Annotated in this window: 17 protein-coding genes; 7 read left to right on the forward strand and 10 right to left on the reverse strand. The window is 39.0% G+C overall.

Annotated elements, in window-relative coordinates; translation table 11 throughout:
- Positions 1-11 precede the first annotated feature (11 nt).
- Positions 12-734 carry a 3-ketoacyl-ACP reductase gene (locus CNR22_13915; GenBank protein PBQ32822.1) on the reverse strand — a complete coding sequence of 241 codons (723 nt, stop codon included), beginning with the start codon at positions 732-734 and terminating at the stop codon, positions 12-14.
- Between the two features lie 203 nt (positions 735-937).
- Here CNR22_13915 and CNR22_13920 point away from each other — a divergent pair, with 203 nt between their 5' ends.
- The 5 genes from CNR22_13920 to CNR22_13940 all read left to right on the forward strand — a co-directional run bounded on the left by CNR22_13920 (position 938) and on the right by CNR22_13940 (position 4,805).
- Complete coding sequence (locus CNR22_13920) at positions 938-1,303, forward strand: transcriptional regulator (GenBank protein PBQ32823.1); 366 nt, start codon at positions 938-940, stop codon at positions 1,301-1,303.
- Positions 1,287-1,790 carry an ATPase gene (locus tag CNR22_13925; GenBank protein ID PBQ32824.1) on the forward strand — a complete coding sequence of 168 codons (504 nt, stop codon included), beginning with the start codon at positions 1,287-1,289 and terminating at the stop codon, positions 1,788-1,790. Before CNR22_13920 ends, CNR22_13925 begins: the two co-directional genes overlap by 17 nt.
- A gap of 107 nt (positions 1,791-1,897) precedes the next feature.
- On the forward strand, positions 1,898-2,704 hold the full coding sequence (locus CNR22_13930; GenBank protein ID PBQ34908.1) for an alpha/beta hydrolase: 807 nt from the start codon (positions 1,898-1,900) through the stop codon (positions 2,702-2,704).
- A gap of 119 nt (positions 2,705-2,823) precedes the next feature.
- Positions 2,824-3,831, forward strand: coding sequence for an aldo/keto reductase (locus CNR22_13935; GenBank protein PBQ32825.1), 1,008 nt, complete (start codon positions 2,824-2,826; stop codon positions 3,829-3,831).
- A gap of 53 nt (positions 3,832-3,884) precedes the next feature.
- Positions 3,885-4,805, forward strand: a complete 921-nt coding sequence (locus tag CNR22_13940) for an AraC family transcriptional regulator (GenBank protein PBQ32826.1) — start codon at positions 3,885-3,887, stop codon at positions 4,803-4,805.
- 212 nt (positions 4,806-5,017) lie between these two features.
- Here CNR22_13940 and CNR22_13945 read toward each other — a convergent pair whose 3' ends face one another.
- From CNR22_13945 to CNR22_13965, 5 genes are all read right to left on the reverse strand, one after another.
- Complete coding sequence (locus tag CNR22_13945) at positions 5,018-5,521, reverse strand: hypothetical protein (GenBank protein PBQ32827.1); 504 nt, start codon at positions 5,519-5,521, stop codon at positions 5,018-5,020.
- 75 nt (positions 5,522-5,596) lie between these two features.
- Positions 5,597-5,776, reverse strand: coding sequence for a hypothetical protein (locus CNR22_13950; protein ID PBQ32828.1), 180 nt, complete (start codon positions 5,774-5,776; stop codon positions 5,597-5,599).
- A gap of 159 nt (positions 5,777-5,935) precedes the next feature.
- A complete protein-coding gene (locus CNR22_13955) occupies positions 5,936-6,223 on the reverse strand; it encodes a transcriptional regulator (GenBank protein PBQ32829.1) in 288 nt (95 codons plus the stop codon).
- Positions 6,224-6,284: 61 nt separating this feature from the next.
- Positions 6,285-6,668 (reverse strand): response regulator, encoded by a 384-nt coding sequence (locus CNR22_13960; protein ID PBQ32830.1) that lies wholly within the window; start codon positions 6,666-6,668, stop codon positions 6,285-6,287.
- Positions 6,669-6,729: 61 nt separating this feature from the next.
- Complete coding sequence (locus CNR22_13965) at positions 6,730-10,302, reverse strand: hypothetical protein (GenBank protein PBQ32831.1); 3,573 nt, start codon at positions 10,300-10,302, stop codon at positions 6,730-6,732.
- Between the two features lie 224 nt (positions 10,303-10,526).
- Here CNR22_13965 and CNR22_13970 point away from each other — a divergent pair, with 224 nt between their 5' ends.
- Positions 10,527-11,828 carry a protein kinase gene (locus CNR22_13970; protein PBQ32832.1) on the forward strand — a complete coding sequence of 434 codons (1,302 nt, stop codon included), beginning with the start codon at positions 10,527-10,529 and terminating at the stop codon, positions 11,826-11,828.
- Between the two features lie 28 nt (positions 11,829-11,856).
- On the opposite strand, the gene CNR22_13975 is transcribed toward CNR22_13970, so the two are convergent.
- Complete coding sequence (locus tag CNR22_13975) at positions 11,857-12,216, reverse strand: transcriptional regulator (GenBank protein PBQ34909.1); 360 nt, start codon at positions 12,214-12,216, stop codon at positions 11,857-11,859.
- A gap of 554 nt (positions 12,217-12,770) precedes the next feature.
- Between CNR22_13975 and CNR22_13980 the strand changes: the two genes are divergently transcribed.
- The gene (locus CNR22_13980; protein ID PBQ32833.1) at positions 12,771-13,652 is read left to right on the forward strand and encodes an NAD(P)-dependent oxidoreductase; all 882 of its coding nucleotides are present in this window, start codon (positions 12,771-12,773) and stop codon (positions 13,650-13,652) included.
- A gap of 37 nt (positions 13,653-13,689) precedes the next feature.
- On the opposite strand, the gene CNR22_13985 is transcribed toward CNR22_13980, so the two are convergent.
- Genes CNR22_13985 through CNR22_13995 form a run of 3 tightly spaced genes read right to left on the reverse strand, consistent with a single transcriptional unit; the run spans position 13,690 to position 15,441 of the window.
- Positions 13,690-14,268, reverse strand: a complete 579-nt coding sequence (locus tag CNR22_13985; GenBank protein ID PBQ32834.1) for a chemotaxis protein CheB — start codon at positions 14,266-14,268, stop codon at positions 13,690-13,692.
- On the reverse strand, positions 14,250-15,062 hold the full coding sequence (locus CNR22_13990) for a chemotaxis protein CheR (GenBank protein PBQ32835.1): 813 nt from the start codon (positions 15,060-15,062) through the stop codon (positions 14,250-14,252). The genes CNR22_13985 and CNR22_13990 overlap by 19 nt, the downstream gene beginning before the upstream one ends.
- A 13-nt stretch (positions 15,063-15,075) precedes the next feature.
- Positions 15,076-15,441 (reverse strand): response regulator, encoded by a 366-nt coding sequence (locus CNR22_13995; protein PBQ32836.1) that lies wholly within the window; start codon positions 15,439-15,441, stop codon positions 15,076-15,078.
- Positions 15,442-15,448: the final 7 nt, after the last annotated feature.

Here is a 15,448-nt window from a genome sequence, read left to right on the forward strand (position 1 = left end):
TTTCTAAACCATTAAGGGTTATTGGAAAAAATGCTAATGTCCTTCACCAAAACTCTTCTTGACAGTTTTAAATTCGAAACGATAATTTCAGCAAGATCTTCTGCCTGCATTACTTTTTCGGGGTTACCATCTGTCAATTTTAAATTCACCGCCATTTCGGTAGCTGTGGTACTTGGGGTCATGGTAAATACACGGATATTGTCTTTGCGTACTTCCTGCATCAAAGATTCAGAAAGGCCGATAAGCCCGAATTTAGAAGCACTGTAAGCGCTTGTCATAGCTGCACCTTTTAATCCCGCTGTTGACGAAATATTTACAATATCTCCGCTCTTCCTGGTTTTCATATCAGGCAGCACAGCGCGAATCACATAATAAGCGCCCAGTAAATTTGTTTTGATCATACTTTCCCACTCATCTATGGTAAGGTCCATAAACCCTCCGAATTTTCCAATACCGGCGTTGTTAATGAGGATATCAATTTGTCCTAGTTCATATTTTAGAGCGTCAACGGCGGAAATAACAGAATTGTTATCGCTGACATCCGAAGTGATATAAGAAATTTTTATTTCCGAATTTATTTTTTTTGCTTCAGCAACCACCAGGGCTAAGTCTTTAGCGGTGCGGGCTGTGAGCGCAAGATTAATTCCCTCTTTGGCAAAAGCTAAAGCAATAGCTTTTCCGATTCCTTTACCAGCGCCGGTTATGAGGGCTGTTTTTCCTTTTAGATTTTCCATAATTTATTTTGTGCGGTAAATTTACTCAGATAAAGAATACACAAGTGTGAAGAAAGGTTATTAGGATAAAAATGCTTTTTTAATTAAGCTAATGCTCTAAGATTTATTTACTGATAGTGAATTAATTACACCCTGACACTAAATTAAATTTGCGCAATCATCTGCTTGCTTGTATATTTGCAAGCAGATGATTGCATATTAATATGGAAATTAGAAGAGATGTTTTTCAGGCGATCGCGGACCCCACGAGAAGGGAGATTATAACTATCGTTGCCCGGCGGCCTCAGAATTTGAATGCCATAGCTGATCAGTTTGATGTTACGCGTCAGGCAGTATCCTTGCACATAAAGATTCTGAATGAATGTGGTCTGATAATGATTACAAAAAAAGGAAGAGAACGCTACTGTGAAGCAAGACTGGAGCAACTCAGTGAAGTGCAGGAATGGGTCGCGCATTCTAAAAAACTGTGGGCAGGAAGGTTTAATGCCCTGGAAAAATTACTCGATGAACTTCAAACCAAATCGCCCAAAAAGGTGAGTAAAACAAGAAAAAATGGAGCGAGAAAATAATCCGTCAAGTAACAATGCAAACGAGGTGTTTATTGAGCATGCCTTCAATGCGCCGGTAGAACTGGTATTTAGAGCTTTTACTGATCCGGCATATCTGGAGCGTTGGTATGCTCCTAACGGATGTAACATTAGTTATAAGTTTATCGATGTAACTGTAGGCGGTAGATTTCACTCTTGTATTAGTGACCCGAAATTTGGAGACTGTTGGTGCGTTGGTGTATACAAAGAGATTGTAAAAAATAAAAAAATAAGCTATGATATAAGTATTGCAGATGAGTTGGGTAATCTCACTGATCCGGCAACGGCGGGAATGGATCCTGATTGGCCTATGACAACTCGTGTGGATATTTTATTTAGAGAAGAAAACGGCAAGACTCACGTAACGCTTCATCAAAGTGTGTTAGAGAAGATCGCTAAACGAACAGGCGCGCATCCTAGCTGGATTCAGATGCTCCGGAGACTCGAAAATATCCTGGTCATAAAATAATCAAGAAATTATATATGAAATCATTGAAAACACTTTTACTCGTAGCAGTCGTTTTTTTAAGCTGCAGGGAAGAAAACGAAAAGCTATCATCAGCAAAAATTACCAGTATGGATACACTACCAAAGATATCAGCTTCTGACGTTAAAATCGGTTACGCCCCCGTAAATGGAATTCAAATGTATTACGAAATTCATGGTAGCGGGAAGCCTCTTGTTTTAATTCATGGAGGAGGTTCAACCATCGAAACCAGTTTTAGCAAACTCATTCCTTTTTTTGCGAAAACGCGTAAAGTTATAGCTGTAGAGTTGCAGGCGCATGGACACACCGGAGATCGCGACGCGCCTGAAAGTTTTGAGCAGGATGCCGATGATGTGGCGGCACTTCTTGACTATTTAAAGATCAGGCAGGCAGATGTTTTAGGATTCAGCAATGGCGGAAGTACAACCCTGCAGATGGCCATGCGGCATCCGGAACTTGTAACTAAAATAATTCCCATTTCTGCTATTTATAAAAGAGAAGGCATGCAAGCTTTTTTCTGGGGCTTTATGGAGAAGGGCACTTTTAAGGATCTGCCGCAAGTTTACAAAGATGCTTATTCAAAAATAAATCCTGATCCGGAGAAATTGATGAATATGTACACCAAAGACCGTAACAGGATGTTGGCATTTAAAGATTGGAATGAGGAAGATGTGAAGACTATTAAAGCACCGGTGTTGCTGATCGTTGGCGACAAAGATGTGGTGAGACCAGAACATGCTTTTGAAATTGCTAAACTTTTGCCACAGGCCAGGGTAGCTATCGTGCCTGGTGCCCATGGAGATTTTATTGGCGAGGCAATGTCGACGGATGCTGAAAGTAAAATTCCGGAGGCGACTTTTTTAATGATCGAAACGTTTTTAAATGCAGGTAACTAGCGATTGATTTTTAGCAATGAATCCAAAAGCTTCATTTTGGATACAACAACCAGAGCTTCGGTTATTTTTTGTGTTTTCTTTCTTCTGAAATTTGTACCGTTAAAATAAAATTAAGAAAGATGAAGAAAGTAAAATTAGGAAGTCAGGGACTTGAAGTAGTTCCAATTGGATTAGGGTGTATGGGAATGACTAAAATTGCCGGAGGGGATATTTACGGAAAGGCAGATGAGAAAGAAGCAATCGCAACCATTCAACGTTCTTTGGAACTGGGCGGAAATTTTTTGGATACGGCAGATCTGTATGGTCCATTACACAATGAACGTCTGATAGCAAAGGCCATGAAAGACAACAGACAGAAATACGTGATTGCTACGAAATTCGGTTATGAAATTAACGACGAAGGAAATTTAACCTGGAAAATAAATGGCGAAAAAAACTATGTGAGAAAAGCAGTAGAGCGTTCTTTAAAGAATTTAGAAACAGATTTTATCGACCTTTATTATTTACACCGACTGGATCCCAATACAGCCATTGAAGAAACCGTAGAAGCTATGGGGCAATTGGTGAAAGAAGGAAAAGTAGGTTACATCGGACTCTCAGAAGTCTCTTCAGAAACCATCAGGCGGGCACATAAAATTCACCCGCTAACAGCCATTCAAACAGAGTATTCTTTGTTCGAACGTGGGGTAGAAGAAGCGGGAATTCTAACTACGCTGGAAGAATTAGGAATTGGCTTCGTAGCTTATTCTCCCCTGGGACGCGGATTTATTTCAAGCGACCTGAAAATTAAAAGTCCTGAAGATTTTCCGGAAAACGATTTTAGAAGAAGTATTCCCCGTTTCCAGGGGGAACAGTTTTACAAAAACCTTGAATTGTCTGAGGCAATAAATAAAATGGCAGAAGACAAAGGCATTACTTCTTCTCAGTTAGCTATTGCCTGGGTGCTTGCAAAAGGGTATTTACCAATTCCGGGAACTAAACGTGTAAAATACATTGAACAAAATATAGCGGCAACCTCTATAGTATTGAGTAAAGAAGAGCTAGCTCGCCTGGAAGAAATTGTTCCCCTGGGAACTGATACTGGCGCGCGGTACGATGCATCAACTATGGCCACGTTAGACAACTAGAATGACAAACAGAAAAGCTACCTTTATAAGTAGCTTTTCTTTTAAGAAAGAAGATGAAAAAACAAACTCTAAAACCTTATCTCGTTGATTCCATCTCTGAATGGCACCGGCTTTTAAAATTACCGGCCCCTGAACATCCGCTCATAAGCGTTGTAAATTTTGATGAAACAGAGTGTTACCAGGGAGAAGAACTACTGACTTTTTTATATAATTTTTACGTGCTGGGAATTAAAAAGAACTGCAAAGGTAAAATCAGGTATGGCCAAAAGCCTTATGATTTCGATTCTGGTGTTATGAATTTTTTTTCACCCGGGCAACTAATTACTTCTGAGCAAAGCTCGAGCGAAAGGCTTTCAGGCATCTGGTTGTTGATTCACCCGGATTTTCTACGCCGTTATTCTTTAAGTAAAATGATTAAAGGTTATGGCTTTTTTTCATACGCATTAAATGAAGCCTTACATCTTTCGGATAAAGAAGAAAAAACGGTTACTTCTATTCTACTAAATATAGAGCAGGAGTACCGCTCCGTTATTGATACCTACAGTCAGGATGTGATTATTTCGCATATAGAATTACTCTTGAATTATTCTAACCGTTTTTATAACCGCCAGTTTATTACACGAAAACATGCCAGCAACGATCTTCTCGATAATCTTGAAAAACTTTTAGCAGATTACTTTGAGAGCGATAAAGTCAGGAGCATGGGATTGCCTACGGTTCAATTTCTTTCAGATCAATTACACGTTTCCACACATTATTTAAGTGATATGCTCAGGTCGCTTACCGGACAAAGCACCCAGCATCATATTCACAATAAACTTATTGAGAAGGCCAAAGAAACGCTGACTACTACAAATTTATCTGTTTCTGAAATTGCTTATCAGCTGGGATTTGAATATCCACAATCTTTCAGCAAATTGTTTAAGGGTAAAACAAATCTTTCTCCAATGGACTTCAGGAACTCGTTTAATTAGTGCTTTATGGTTTATCTGTGAGTAGATTTTAATACGCATTCTCCTCGCTTGATCCTCGTTATATAGTAAAATCTATCTAAATAAAAGTCACTTTATTCGTTTTTGAGATACTTGTGTTTTTTACTTAAATAAAAAAACCTGATTCACTGGGAATCAGGTTTGATTGTTTTAGCAAAAACCATAGACACATCTGCTAAGTAAATGTCAAATTGCTAAACCAATTCTGTAACAGTCATTAAATTTAACTGGCCTAAATGATAGCTCTGGTGATTTGTTCTTCCTAAAAGCACATTTAATTTATTGCGGTGTGGCTCTTTAGCAAAGTCTTCTGCAGAAACAGCAGTATGTTTTCCCATCCAATCCTCTGCAGACATTTTCGCAAAATGTGTTGTAAGTGTAGCAGTTAAAGAAACCCATTTTGTTTTTAATTCCTGCACGGAACTAGTCATTTCAAAAGATCTGTCGGGATTTCCGCTAAACACTTCCAGCTCAGGAAAAAGTCTTTCTCCCAATCCAAATAAAGGTAACATGCCATCATTGGTTGCAATTAAATGTCCTAACAAATAAATTGCCCTGTTGCGTCCCGGCGCCACTTCACTTAAATAGTCTTCATCGCTGTATTTATTAAAAAAATCGCTGAAGGCTTTATTTCTTCCTGTCCAGGTTTCTACAATTTGTTTTATAAGTTGATCTGTGTAATTTTTTTGCTCGCTCATGATCCCGATTTTAATAAGTTTAAGCTTCTGTGGTTTTGATTAAAACAATCTGTGAAATTTATAATCTGTGGCAGATTAAATCCAAAACACATCGCCAAACACCGACCAGGGTTTCTGTTTGGAATTAACTTCCGTAGGAACACGGCGTGGCGCCGGAATAGCTATTTCAGGCTTTACTGCCAGTTTAGGAGCTTGCATGCCTGCACTGCAAAAGTGGGGTAAACCTGGGCAAAGTTGATCTTTTACATTTTCCATCTTTCTTTAATTTAAAGGGTTAAACTTTAATCTATTTATCTAAATATATCGATGTATTTTCTGATTAAAAAAGGCAGTCGATATATCTGCCTGTTTTCTTTTACAAATGTAAGTGATAAATCGATACATTCAAGTTTATCGATTTATTATTTGGTTTTTTTAACTTTCGTACTGGTTCAGGAATTTGATATAGGCACCAAGAACTTCTTTATTAATCTGGTAACTGGCGTTACGGCCGTCTTTTTCGGCAATTAAAAGGTCTGCATCCACCAATTGTTTAATGTGGTGTGAGATGGTGGATTGCGCAAGTTCGAGCGATTCAACTATCGCAGTGCATTGGCAGGGATTTTTTTGTCTTTTAATCATGTCCATCATTTTCAAACGGAACGGATCACCTAAAGCTTTTGAAATTTTCTCGATTTTCTTTAAATCTAACTTGATATTCATGCCTGCAAATATATCGATTAATTTCGATAGATGGATGTTATAAATTTCCAAAAAGGGAGGCCTATTTAATGAGGGCTGCAATATTTTCAAAAGCGTCGTCGTCTTTGACCACATACATGCTTCCTGAATCCTTTACTGCCAGGGCAATTTTGATATCCTGTTGTGCGCTCAGCAGGATTACTTTTGCTTTAGGATCTTTGGTTTTTATGTCGATAAGGATAGAAAATCCGTCTTCAGCGTCGTCGTACTGACCATTCAGAAAATAATCTACCACAATATAATCTGGTTTCATGTGAAGGTTGTCAAGGGCCAATTCCCCCACAGGAAATAACTTTACTTCTATATTTTCAAACTTTGTTTTCAGAAAAACTTCCAGAGATTTTGCATACAAGGTATTATCTTCTACTACAAAAATGAGTTTTGACTTGTTTTTGTGTCCAAACATTTCTTCAGAGCTTAGTGGTTTATCAGAAGTAAATATATTACTAAATCAGTAATTTTGAAACCTACGTTCTGCTATGTTTGATCTCTTCTATTACCTGAAGACAATCTTTTTTCACTAGTTTAAAAGATGTTTTAATTTGCACCATACCGGTGCTCGTTTCCGCCAGTTCCTCCATTTTGGATAAAATAGGTGAGAGTTTTTCATCCAGTCCTGCCATTGGAATCGACGACTTGAGTTTATGCGAAAGACTTCGAATGGTTTTAAAATCTTTTTTTTCTATGGCTTTTTCAATAAGCGCAAGTTCTTCCGGAATCTGTGTAAGAAATAAATCCAGGATTTCGGTTATAAAATCTTTGTTACCCTTAGAAATTTCTTTTAAATAAGTAAGGTCTAACAGTGTGCTTTCGTTTTTTTTAGAAACCGGCCTGACAGCTGGCTTTGATTTTGTTTCTTCGGTGTTATCTACAAGTTCAGCTATTTTTTCATAAAGCTCAAGGGGCTTAAAGGGTTTCGATATGTATTCATTCATGCCTAAACCAAGGCACTTCTCCCTTTCACTCTGCATGGCATGAGCGGTAAGGGCAATAATGGGAATGTTGTTCTTTAGTTTTGTGCGGATATACTGAGTGGCATCGTAACCATCCATTTCAGGCATGTGCATATCCATCAGGATAATATCGTACTGTTTTTTCTTTAAAGCGGCAATGGCGAGTTTTCCATTATCTACTATATCAATTTTAAAACCAAACCCCTCCAATACTTTTTCTGCCAGTTTTTGATTTAAAAAATTGTCTTCGGCCAGTAGAATTGAAATACTGGAAGGCTTTTTTTTCAGCGAAATTTTTGGTTTCTGAGTAAAGACTTCCATTTGCTGTGCATCAGGAACTTTGTAAGTAATTCTGACTTCAAACGTGGAGCCTTTTTTGGCTTTGCTTTTTATGGAAATATCACCGCCCTGCAACTCAGCTAGTTTTTTTACGATGCTTAAGCCTAATCCTGTGCCACCGTATTTTCTTGTAGTGTCGTTGCTTCCCTGGTTAAAGCGTTCAAAAACGGCATTTATTTTCTCGTCAGGAATGCCGATTCCGGTGTCCTGCACGCTAAATAAAACGGTAACTTCCTTTGACTTTTGTTCAAGTAATTTAGCCACAACTTTTATGCTGCCCTTCTCTGTAAATTTAATGGCATTGCTCACAAGATTTGTGATGATCTGCGTTAAGCGCATTGGATCACCGGTAACAACCTCTGGAATGGTTTTGTCGGACTCAAAAGTCAGTTCTAATTTTTTTTGTTTAGCACGTTCGTTAAATAGAACAAAAAGCGATTCAAACACTGCCCGTATACTTAAAGGCAACGCGTCTATCGCCATCATACCGGCTTCTATTTTCGAATAGTCTAAAATATCATTAATAAGGCCCATCAGGTTTTTGCCTGAAGTTTCAATAGCTTTTGTAAACCCTAATTGTTCGCCGCTTAATTTTGTTTTTAAAAGAAGATCTGTAAAGCCGAGTACGCCGTTCATAGGTGTTCTGATCTCGTGACTCATATTTGCAAGGAACTGCTCTTTTGCAATAACCGATTGTTCAGCTTCTTCTTTGGCTTTGCGAAGTTCTTCTTCAATTTGTTTACGTTCCGTTATATCCTGCATGGTTCCCCTGAACAAGGTAATTTCACCCTTCTCGTCAAGGATAGGTACAACGCGTGTTTCAATCCATTTTGTAGTTCCTTTTGCCGTGATAAAGCGGTTGATACTTTCAGTAGGTTTTTTGCTTTGGTAGGTTTTTGCTATGTCCTCCAAAACAAAAGAGCGGTCATCTGGATGAATCGCACTTATGTATTGCTCATAGCTTAAAGGCTCTACTGAATGATCCATTTCCATGAAATCAAAAATTTCTTTTGACCAGGTTATCTTTTGTTCTTTGATCTTGTTTTCGAAGCTCCCCATCCGTCCTATATTCATTGCTTCAACGAGAAGAGCACGTGCTTCACTTAATTCCCGCTCGCTTTTTTTACGCTCCGTAATATCATAGAACATGCTCAGTGCATGGGGTTTTCCATCTATTTCAATAATTTCGGCAGATACCAAGGCATGCTTTTTTTGTCCCGATCTGTCCGAAAAATTTATTTCATAATTCCTGAGGGATCCTGTTTTTTGAAAATGTGTTACCATGCCTAACCGTTCTTCCTCGGTTAACATGCCAAGTTCTGCGCTGTTTTTTCCAACAGCAGTTTCTTCATCGTAGCCGGTTAGCTGTTTAAAGCTTTCGTTGATTTCTATAATTTGATTGGGATTAAAAGTGGCTAAGTAAAGGGCTGCAGGACTAGAACGAAATATTTTGGTAAATCTTTCGTCTCTTTCTCTTAAAAGCTCTTCCACTTTTTTTCGCGCTGTTATTTCGGTATAAACACCACAAACGCCGTTTATGCTGCCATTTGCATCGTATAGAGGGAATTTTGTTACAAGAAAGTGTCTTGTCACGCTGTCTATGCTGAAAGAGTATTCGTAATCAATGGATTGTTCTTTTTCAAAAACTTCTTTGTCGGTTTCCTGAAGTCTTTCTGCAAGCTCTGCAGGACGAAAATCAAAATCGGTTTTAAAATAAATGTCCTCCTGGCTAATATGAAATATTCTTTCGTATTGTTTGTTAACCATCAGGTATCTTGACTGAGTGTCTTTTATAAAAATAATAGACGAGGTATTATCAAGAATAGATTGAAGCGTATGCTTAGCTTCTTCAATGGCGCTATTTGCGCGTGCCAGTTCTTGTTCAACTTTTTTACGGGAGTCGATATCTCTTACAATTCCCTGAAAACCTGCAATGCGTCCTTCGTTATAAAGGATAACCACATTTTGCTCAATCCATTTTGAAGTTCCGGCAGCTGTTAAAATTTCGAACTCGAAATTGGTTTGGTAAGTTTTGCTTTTAAGTTGATTCGCATAGAAGAGCTTGGTTTTTGTAATCCATTGAGGACTCAAAAGGCTCGTGAAGTGTTTACCCAGGAACTGCGAAGCAGGAAAGCCGGTGATTTCAACAAAGGCTTTACTGATATAATCGAAATTTCCTTCGCTATTGGTTGTGTAGATGATATCTCCTGCGTTTTCGACAAGGCCCAGGTACTGGTTTTTTAAAAGTTCATTTTCATTTTTTTTTCTCCTGAGTTCAAATTGGTTCATCACCAGGCGCGAAAGAGAAGTTAGGGCTTCTTTTTGTTGGCCGGTTAGTTTTTTTGGAACCTGGTCAATCACACATAAGGAGCCAAGAGCAAAGCCTTCCGGACTTAACAAAGGCGCACCGGCATAAAATCGGATGTTTGGGTGGCCTGTTACAAAAGGGTTATCTAAAAATAAAGAGTTTTCTTGTGCATCAGACACTTCGTAAATTTCTTTACCCAAAATAGTATATTGACAAAAGGAAGCATTTCGTGAGGTTTCGGCGCCATCCATGCCCAGCTGTGATTTGAACCATTGACGGTCTTTGTCGATCAAGGTAATGAGTGCAATTGGGCTATGGCAAATTTCTGAGGCTAGCAGCGTTATGGCATCGAGATCTTCTTCAGGCAGAGTGTCAAGAATGTTGTAGGCTTCTAATGCTTCTTGTCGTTCTATTTCGTTAGTGGGAACCGGATGTTTCATGATTTAGGGCTTAAACAAAAATAAGTTTAAAACCCGTAAAAAACCTTATTTTTTATCAGTTCTGTGCCGAAAATGGACGGAAAGGGTGCGGTCCTGAAAATGGGGCTATTCAGTATGTTTTGGGCTATGCACGAAGGCGCGGTTTAGCAGATATTTCTTATTCCTTAAATTCGACGGGTTTCTGAAAAAGTTTAGGGAGACATTGAGTAAATTCGCACCACTATATGCAAACACTCAACCAACTCGTTTCAGGTGAATTAAAGGGAATTAAAGAATTAAAATTGTCCTGTAATCTGATTGAGTTTCCAAAAGAGATTTTTTCTTTAAGCGATACGCTTGAGGTGCTTGATCTTTCTCAGAATAAGCTTTCAGAGCTTCCTTCAGACTTCGGTCGCTTACAAAAATTAAAAATTGTTTTTTTCTCTGATAATTTATTTACTCAATTGCCAGAAGTTTTGTTTGATTGCAGGGAGTTAAGCATGATTGGTTTTAAATCGAACCTGATAGAAGATGTTCCCGAAAATGCTTTGCCGCCTTCTACACGTTGGTTAATCCTGACGAATAATAAAATTAAAAAACTACCCGCGTCCATTGGAAAATGTTTACCCCTGCAAAAAGTAGCTTTAGCTGGAAATCAACTGAAGAGTCTGCCTGATGAAATGGCGAACTGTAAAAATTTAGAATTGCTCCGGATTTCAGCGAATCAGTTTACAGAGTTGCCAGGGTTTTTACTTCAGCTCCCAAGGCTGTCATGGTTAGCCTTTTCGGGAAACCCTTTCAGTCATACGCCTGAAGGAATTCAAAAATTAAATGCGATCGACTGGAATGAATTTGAAGTAGTAGATAAACTGGGAGAAGGCGCATCGGGCGATATCTATAAAGCAGTATGGAAGACTCAAGCATCTAATAAAGAAGTTGCCATAAAAGTATTTAAAGGAGAAGTTACCAGCGATGGTTTTCCGGAAGATGAACTGGAGGCTACGGTAGCTGCGGGAATTCATCCGAATCTTGTGACTTTGTTAGGAGAATTAAAAAGTCACCCGGATAAAAAACAAGGATTGGTGATGGATTTAATCCCTCCTTCGTTTTACAATCTTGGTCTTCCTCCGAGTCGCGATACCTGCAGCCGCGATACGTTTAAACCAGGAACAGTTTTTTCAGTGGAAACAATTTTAAAGATCGTCACCGCCATAGCCTCTACAACAAGCCATTTACATGCACGGGGAATTCTGCACGGGGATTTGTATGCGCACAATACGCTTATTGATAAGGATGTAAACACTTTAATGGGCGATTTTGGTGCCGCGTCTTTTTTTCAAAAGGAAGATAAGAATGCCGATGCTTTAAGGATGATAGAAAGCAGGGCACTGGGTTGCCTGCTGGATGACCTGCTACACCATTGTACCGATAAGGACTCTTTTATCCTTGAAACATTAAAAGTTTTAAGAAGTGATTTGATGAATGAGGATTTACATCTGCGCATTTCCGTCGCACAAGCAGTGGAGCGGTTAAGTACTGTTATGTAAACCCTTTTGGGAGCGGGAAAACCAGACTTTAAACGGCCTGCGCAAATTTTTTGCGCGATTTTGTAATGCCTGTCATGTTTTTATTAGCCCATCCGGCAAGTGCATGCATGTGTGGAAGTAAACTTTCACCTCTTGGAGTTAGCTCATATTCTACGCGTGGTGGAATTTCAGGATATACTGTGCGCTTCACAAGTCCGTCCGCTTCTAAAGTTCTTAAGGTTACCGTCAGCATTTTTTGAGAAATGTCTCCCAATGCTTTGTGTACTTCGTTAAAGCGCATGGTGTCTTCCTCTCCTAAAGTCAATAGCACCAGCATCGACCATTTGTCGCCAATGCGATCAAGAATGGTGCGCACCGGACAATCATCGCTGACATAAAACGTTTTTATTTTTTCTTTTAACTGCATCTTTATTTTTTTATTACATTTTGTATGGTTGCCAATAAGTGTTTTTTTGACATTACTTTATGCTTCACTAGCTCTGGTTGTAAATGCTTGCTCGTTGAGCTTTGCCCGACTTCCCGGTTTCATTAGGCATGCTTCTCTCGCACAGACGACAACCTCTATTTTCTTTTGCCTTGATGCAAAAGAAACAAAAGATCAAAACGATTTGCCAACCTGGATTTTTCGGATTAACGCTCAAATATTACCCCTCCTAAATGAAGAATCCGGGTTCGCACCAAATCGTTCTCCACCACCGAACTCTCCGAGACGAATCAAGGCGCATATGCATTTTATCCTGTTTTCAACAAACCTGTTACATCTATTAAAAAAATATCCATTTAATTAATATTTTATTTTATTGATAATCAGTATTACTAACTTTTAGGTAAGCGTGGCACTTTTTTGTGCCTTCTTGTTTCTGCCAGATCAAGCGTTTACCTTTGACTTACCAAAAGTAAGTAATAAACTTTAAGTAAGCAAGAAACTAAAAAAATCAAATTATGAGTAAAATTTTTATCACCGGGGTAACCGGTCATTTCGGAAAAGCCACACTGAATTTTTTATTAAATAAAGGCATTTCGGCAAGTGATATCACTGTGCTTGTGAGAGAAGAAGCCAAAGCCGAAGAATTTTTAAAACAGGGTCTGGCCGTAAAGCAAGCTGATTACAGCAATTACGAGGCGCTTGTAAAAGCTTTTAAAGGAAGCGATACACTTTTATTGGTATCAGGAACTGATATTCCGAACCGCAGTCAACAGCAGGAAAATGTGGTGAAGGCTGCGAAAGAAGCGGGGGTAAAAAGAATTGTTTACACAAGTTTTGACCGTAAAAATGAAACAAGCACTTCGCCCATAGCTATGATTGCTGAATCGCATTTGCATACCGAAAAGGCAATTAAAGCTTCGGGTTTGCAGTACACCATTCTTAGGAACAATCTATACATGGATATGTTGCCTATGTTTATTGGAGACAAAGCAGTAGAAACAGGAGTGATCTATCAACCTTCAGGAGATGGTAAAGCTGCCTATCTTCTGCGCGAAGACATGGCCGAAATTGCAGCCAACGTTTTAATAAACACGGGACATGAAAACAAAGAGTATGTGGTTGGTGGTGCTACAGCTTATTCATACGCTGAGATAGCTGAATTAATTTCAGAGCTTACCGGAAAAACAATGCAACATGTATCTCCTTCAAAAGAAGAATATATTAAAACGTTAACGGAGGCCAATGTTCCAACGGAGTTTGTGCATGTATTTGCAGGATTTGCAGATGCAAAAAAGCAAGGGGAGCTAGATACAGTGGGAACAGAGACCGAAACACTTTTAGGTAGAAAAGCCACTTCCATGAAAGCTTTTTTGACGGGAGTGTATTCAGCTAACTAGGTATATAACAAGATCGTCCCTAATGGGATGATCTTGTTTAAATCCCATTTATAAACGCCACCATCTCCTGCGGTTTTAACACCAGGTCCACGTTTCCTTTATTAATTGCATGCTGCGGCATGAAAGGTGCTTCAGCAGTTTCGGGATCCTGCACTACTATTTGTCCACCGTTTTTTTTGGTAACGCGTAAGCCCTCTACGCCATCGGAGTTCGCTCCTGACAAAAGCAGGCAGCGTAAATTTTTTCCATAGATATCTGAAGCGGATTCAAAAGACACGTCAATGCTCGGACGACTGTAACTTACTTTTTCAGAAAAGTCGAGAGAGAAGGAATTATTTTTTTCAAAGAGTAAATGGTAATCAGCCGGCGCTAAATAAATTGTTCCGGCGCTAATAGTTTCTTTGTCGTCTACTTCTTTTACAGGAAGTTCGGTGCGGGTAGAAAAAAGATCAGAGAGTGAAGAGTCTGCCGAACTTTTACGGTGCAATACAATAACAATTGGAAAATCAAGAGTTTTTTTAAGTCCTGGAAGTACCTGGAGGATCACTTCAATGCTCCCTGCGGAGCCGCCAATAACGAGCATTTTAGAAGGAGGCGTTATTTTACTTTTCTCCATATTTTTTCTCTTCCCACCTGGTTATACTTGGTTTGTATATCCGAAAATTTAAGTGTTTCTTTTGAACCAAGAGCCAGGTAAGAAAGTTTACCCAAACTCTCATCAAATAATTTGAAAACACGTTCCTGCAATTCTTTATCAAAATAGATCAATACGTTACGGCAAACGATCAGGTGAAACTCATTGAAGGATCTGTCTGACACAAGATTGTGTGTAGAGAAGATCATTTTACTTCTGAGTTCGGGGCTGAATTTACCACCTTCGTAGTTGGCAGTATAATAAGAAGAAAAATCCTGTTTTCCCCCCGAAGCAATATAGTTTTCAGAATACGACTTCATATGTCCCAAAGGAAAAATACCTGATTTCGCTTTTTCTAAAACAGCCGGATTTATGTCGGTAGCATAGAGCAGAGATTTTTGAAGTAGTCCCGCTTCCTGCAGTAAAATTGCCATAGAATAAACCTCCTCTCCTGTAGAACATCCTGCGTGCCAGATCCGGATAAAAGGATTGGTGCCAAGAGCAGGTAAAATAGAGGTTCGCAGCTCTTTATAAAAACCACTGTCACGAAACATCTCGGTAACGTTTACGGTGATTTCTTCTATAAAGCGTTTGATGTAATTGGTGTCGGAGATAATTTTACTTCTGAACTCGTTAAAATCCTTGAATTTATCGAGCGCAAAAAGCCTGTTCACACGTCTTTTAAGGGAGGCTTTCGAATAATAATTAAAGTCGTAGCCATACACTTCGAGCAAGTCGTTTAACAAGAGGTTTATTTCTTCATCAACTATTATCATCTCCAGTTCTTTGCTAATAGCTTGCCAACAGCGTTAGTAATTTGTCCACGTCAATAGGTTTCGAAATATAGTTGTCGGCGCCTGCAGCAAGACATTTTTCTTTATCTCCCGTCATAGCCTGGGCGGTAACCGACACTACCGGAACATCACTCCGTTTTGTTATTTTTTTTATTTCAGGTAGTGCTTCGTAGCCATCCATGTCGGGCATCATCATGTCGAGCAGTACTATATCAATGGGCTCGTCACCCTGTAAAAATTCAATGGCTTCCCTCGCGTTTGTGCGCGAAATACATTCAAAGCCTTTAGAACGCAGGGTTGCAGTGAGTGCAAAAATGTTCCTGTTATCGTCGTCAATTATTAAAATTCTTTTTTTAGACATAGATACT

This window comes from Sphingobacteriaceae bacterium (genome assembly GCA_002319075.1).
Classification (GTDB): domain Bacteria; phylum Bacteroidota; class Bacteroidia; order B-17B0; family Aurantibacillaceae; genus Aurantibacillus.

Excerpts from the sequence above, each read along its gene's own strand:
- CNR22_13915 (PBQ32822.1), bottom strand. The coding sequence starts at position 734 with ATGGAAAATCTAAAAGGAAAAACAGCCCTCATAACCGGCGCTGGTAAA.
- CNR22_13920 (PBQ32823.1), top strand. The coding sequence starts at position 938 with ATGGAAATTAGAAGAGATGTTTTTCAGGCGATCGCGGACCCCACGAGA.
- CNR22_13925 (PBQ32824.1), top strand. The coding sequence starts at position 1,287 with ATGGAGCGAGAAAATAATCCGTCAAGTAACAATGCAAACGAGGTGTTT.
- CNR22_13930 (PBQ34908.1), top strand. The coding sequence starts at position 1,898 with ATGGATACACTACCAAAGATATCAGCTTCTGACGTTAAAATCGGTTAC.
- CNR22_13935 (PBQ32825.1), top strand. The coding sequence starts at position 2,824 with ATGAAGAAAGTAAAATTAGGAAGTCAGGGACTTGAAGTAGTTCCAATT.
- CNR22_13940 (PBQ32826.1), top strand. The coding sequence starts at position 3,885 with ATGAAAAAACAAACTCTAAAACCTTATCTCGTTGATTCCATCTCTGAA.
- CNR22_13945 (PBQ32827.1), bottom strand. The coding sequence starts at position 5,521 with ATGAGCGAGCAAAAAAATTACACAGATCAACTTATAAAACAAATTGTA.
- CNR22_13950 (PBQ32828.1), bottom strand. The coding sequence starts at position 5,776 with ATGGAAAATGTAAAAGATCAACTTTGCCCAGGTTTACCCCACTTTTGC.
- CNR22_13955 (PBQ32829.1), bottom strand. The coding sequence starts at position 6,223 with ATGAATATCAAGTTAGATTTAAAGAAAATCGAGAAAATTTCAAAAGCT.
- CNR22_13960 (PBQ32830.1), bottom strand. The coding sequence starts at position 6,668 with ATGTTTGGACACAAAAACAAGTCAAAACTCATTTTTGTAGTAGAAGAT.
- CNR22_13965 (PBQ32831.1), bottom strand. The coding sequence starts at position 10,302 with ATGAAACATCCGGTTCCCACTAACGAAATAGAACGACAAGAAGCATTA.
- CNR22_13970 (PBQ32832.1), top strand. The coding sequence starts at position 10,527 with ATGCAAACACTCAACCAACTCGTTTCAGGTGAATTAAAGGGAATTAAA.
- CNR22_13980 (PBQ32833.1), top strand. The coding sequence starts at position 12,771 with ATGAGTAAAATTTTTATCACCGGGGTAACCGGTCATTTCGGAAAAGCC.
- CNR22_13985 (PBQ32834.1), bottom strand. The coding sequence starts at position 14,268 with ATGGAGAAAAGTAAAATAACGCCTCCTTCTAAAATGCTCGTTATTGGC.
- CNR22_13990 (PBQ32835.1), bottom strand. The coding sequence starts at position 15,062 with ATGATAATAGTTGATGAAGAAATAAACCTCTTGTTAAACGACTTGCTC.
- CNR22_13995 (PBQ32836.1), bottom strand. The coding sequence starts at position 15,441 with ATGTCTAAAAAAAGAATTTTAATAATTGACGACGATAACAGGAACATT.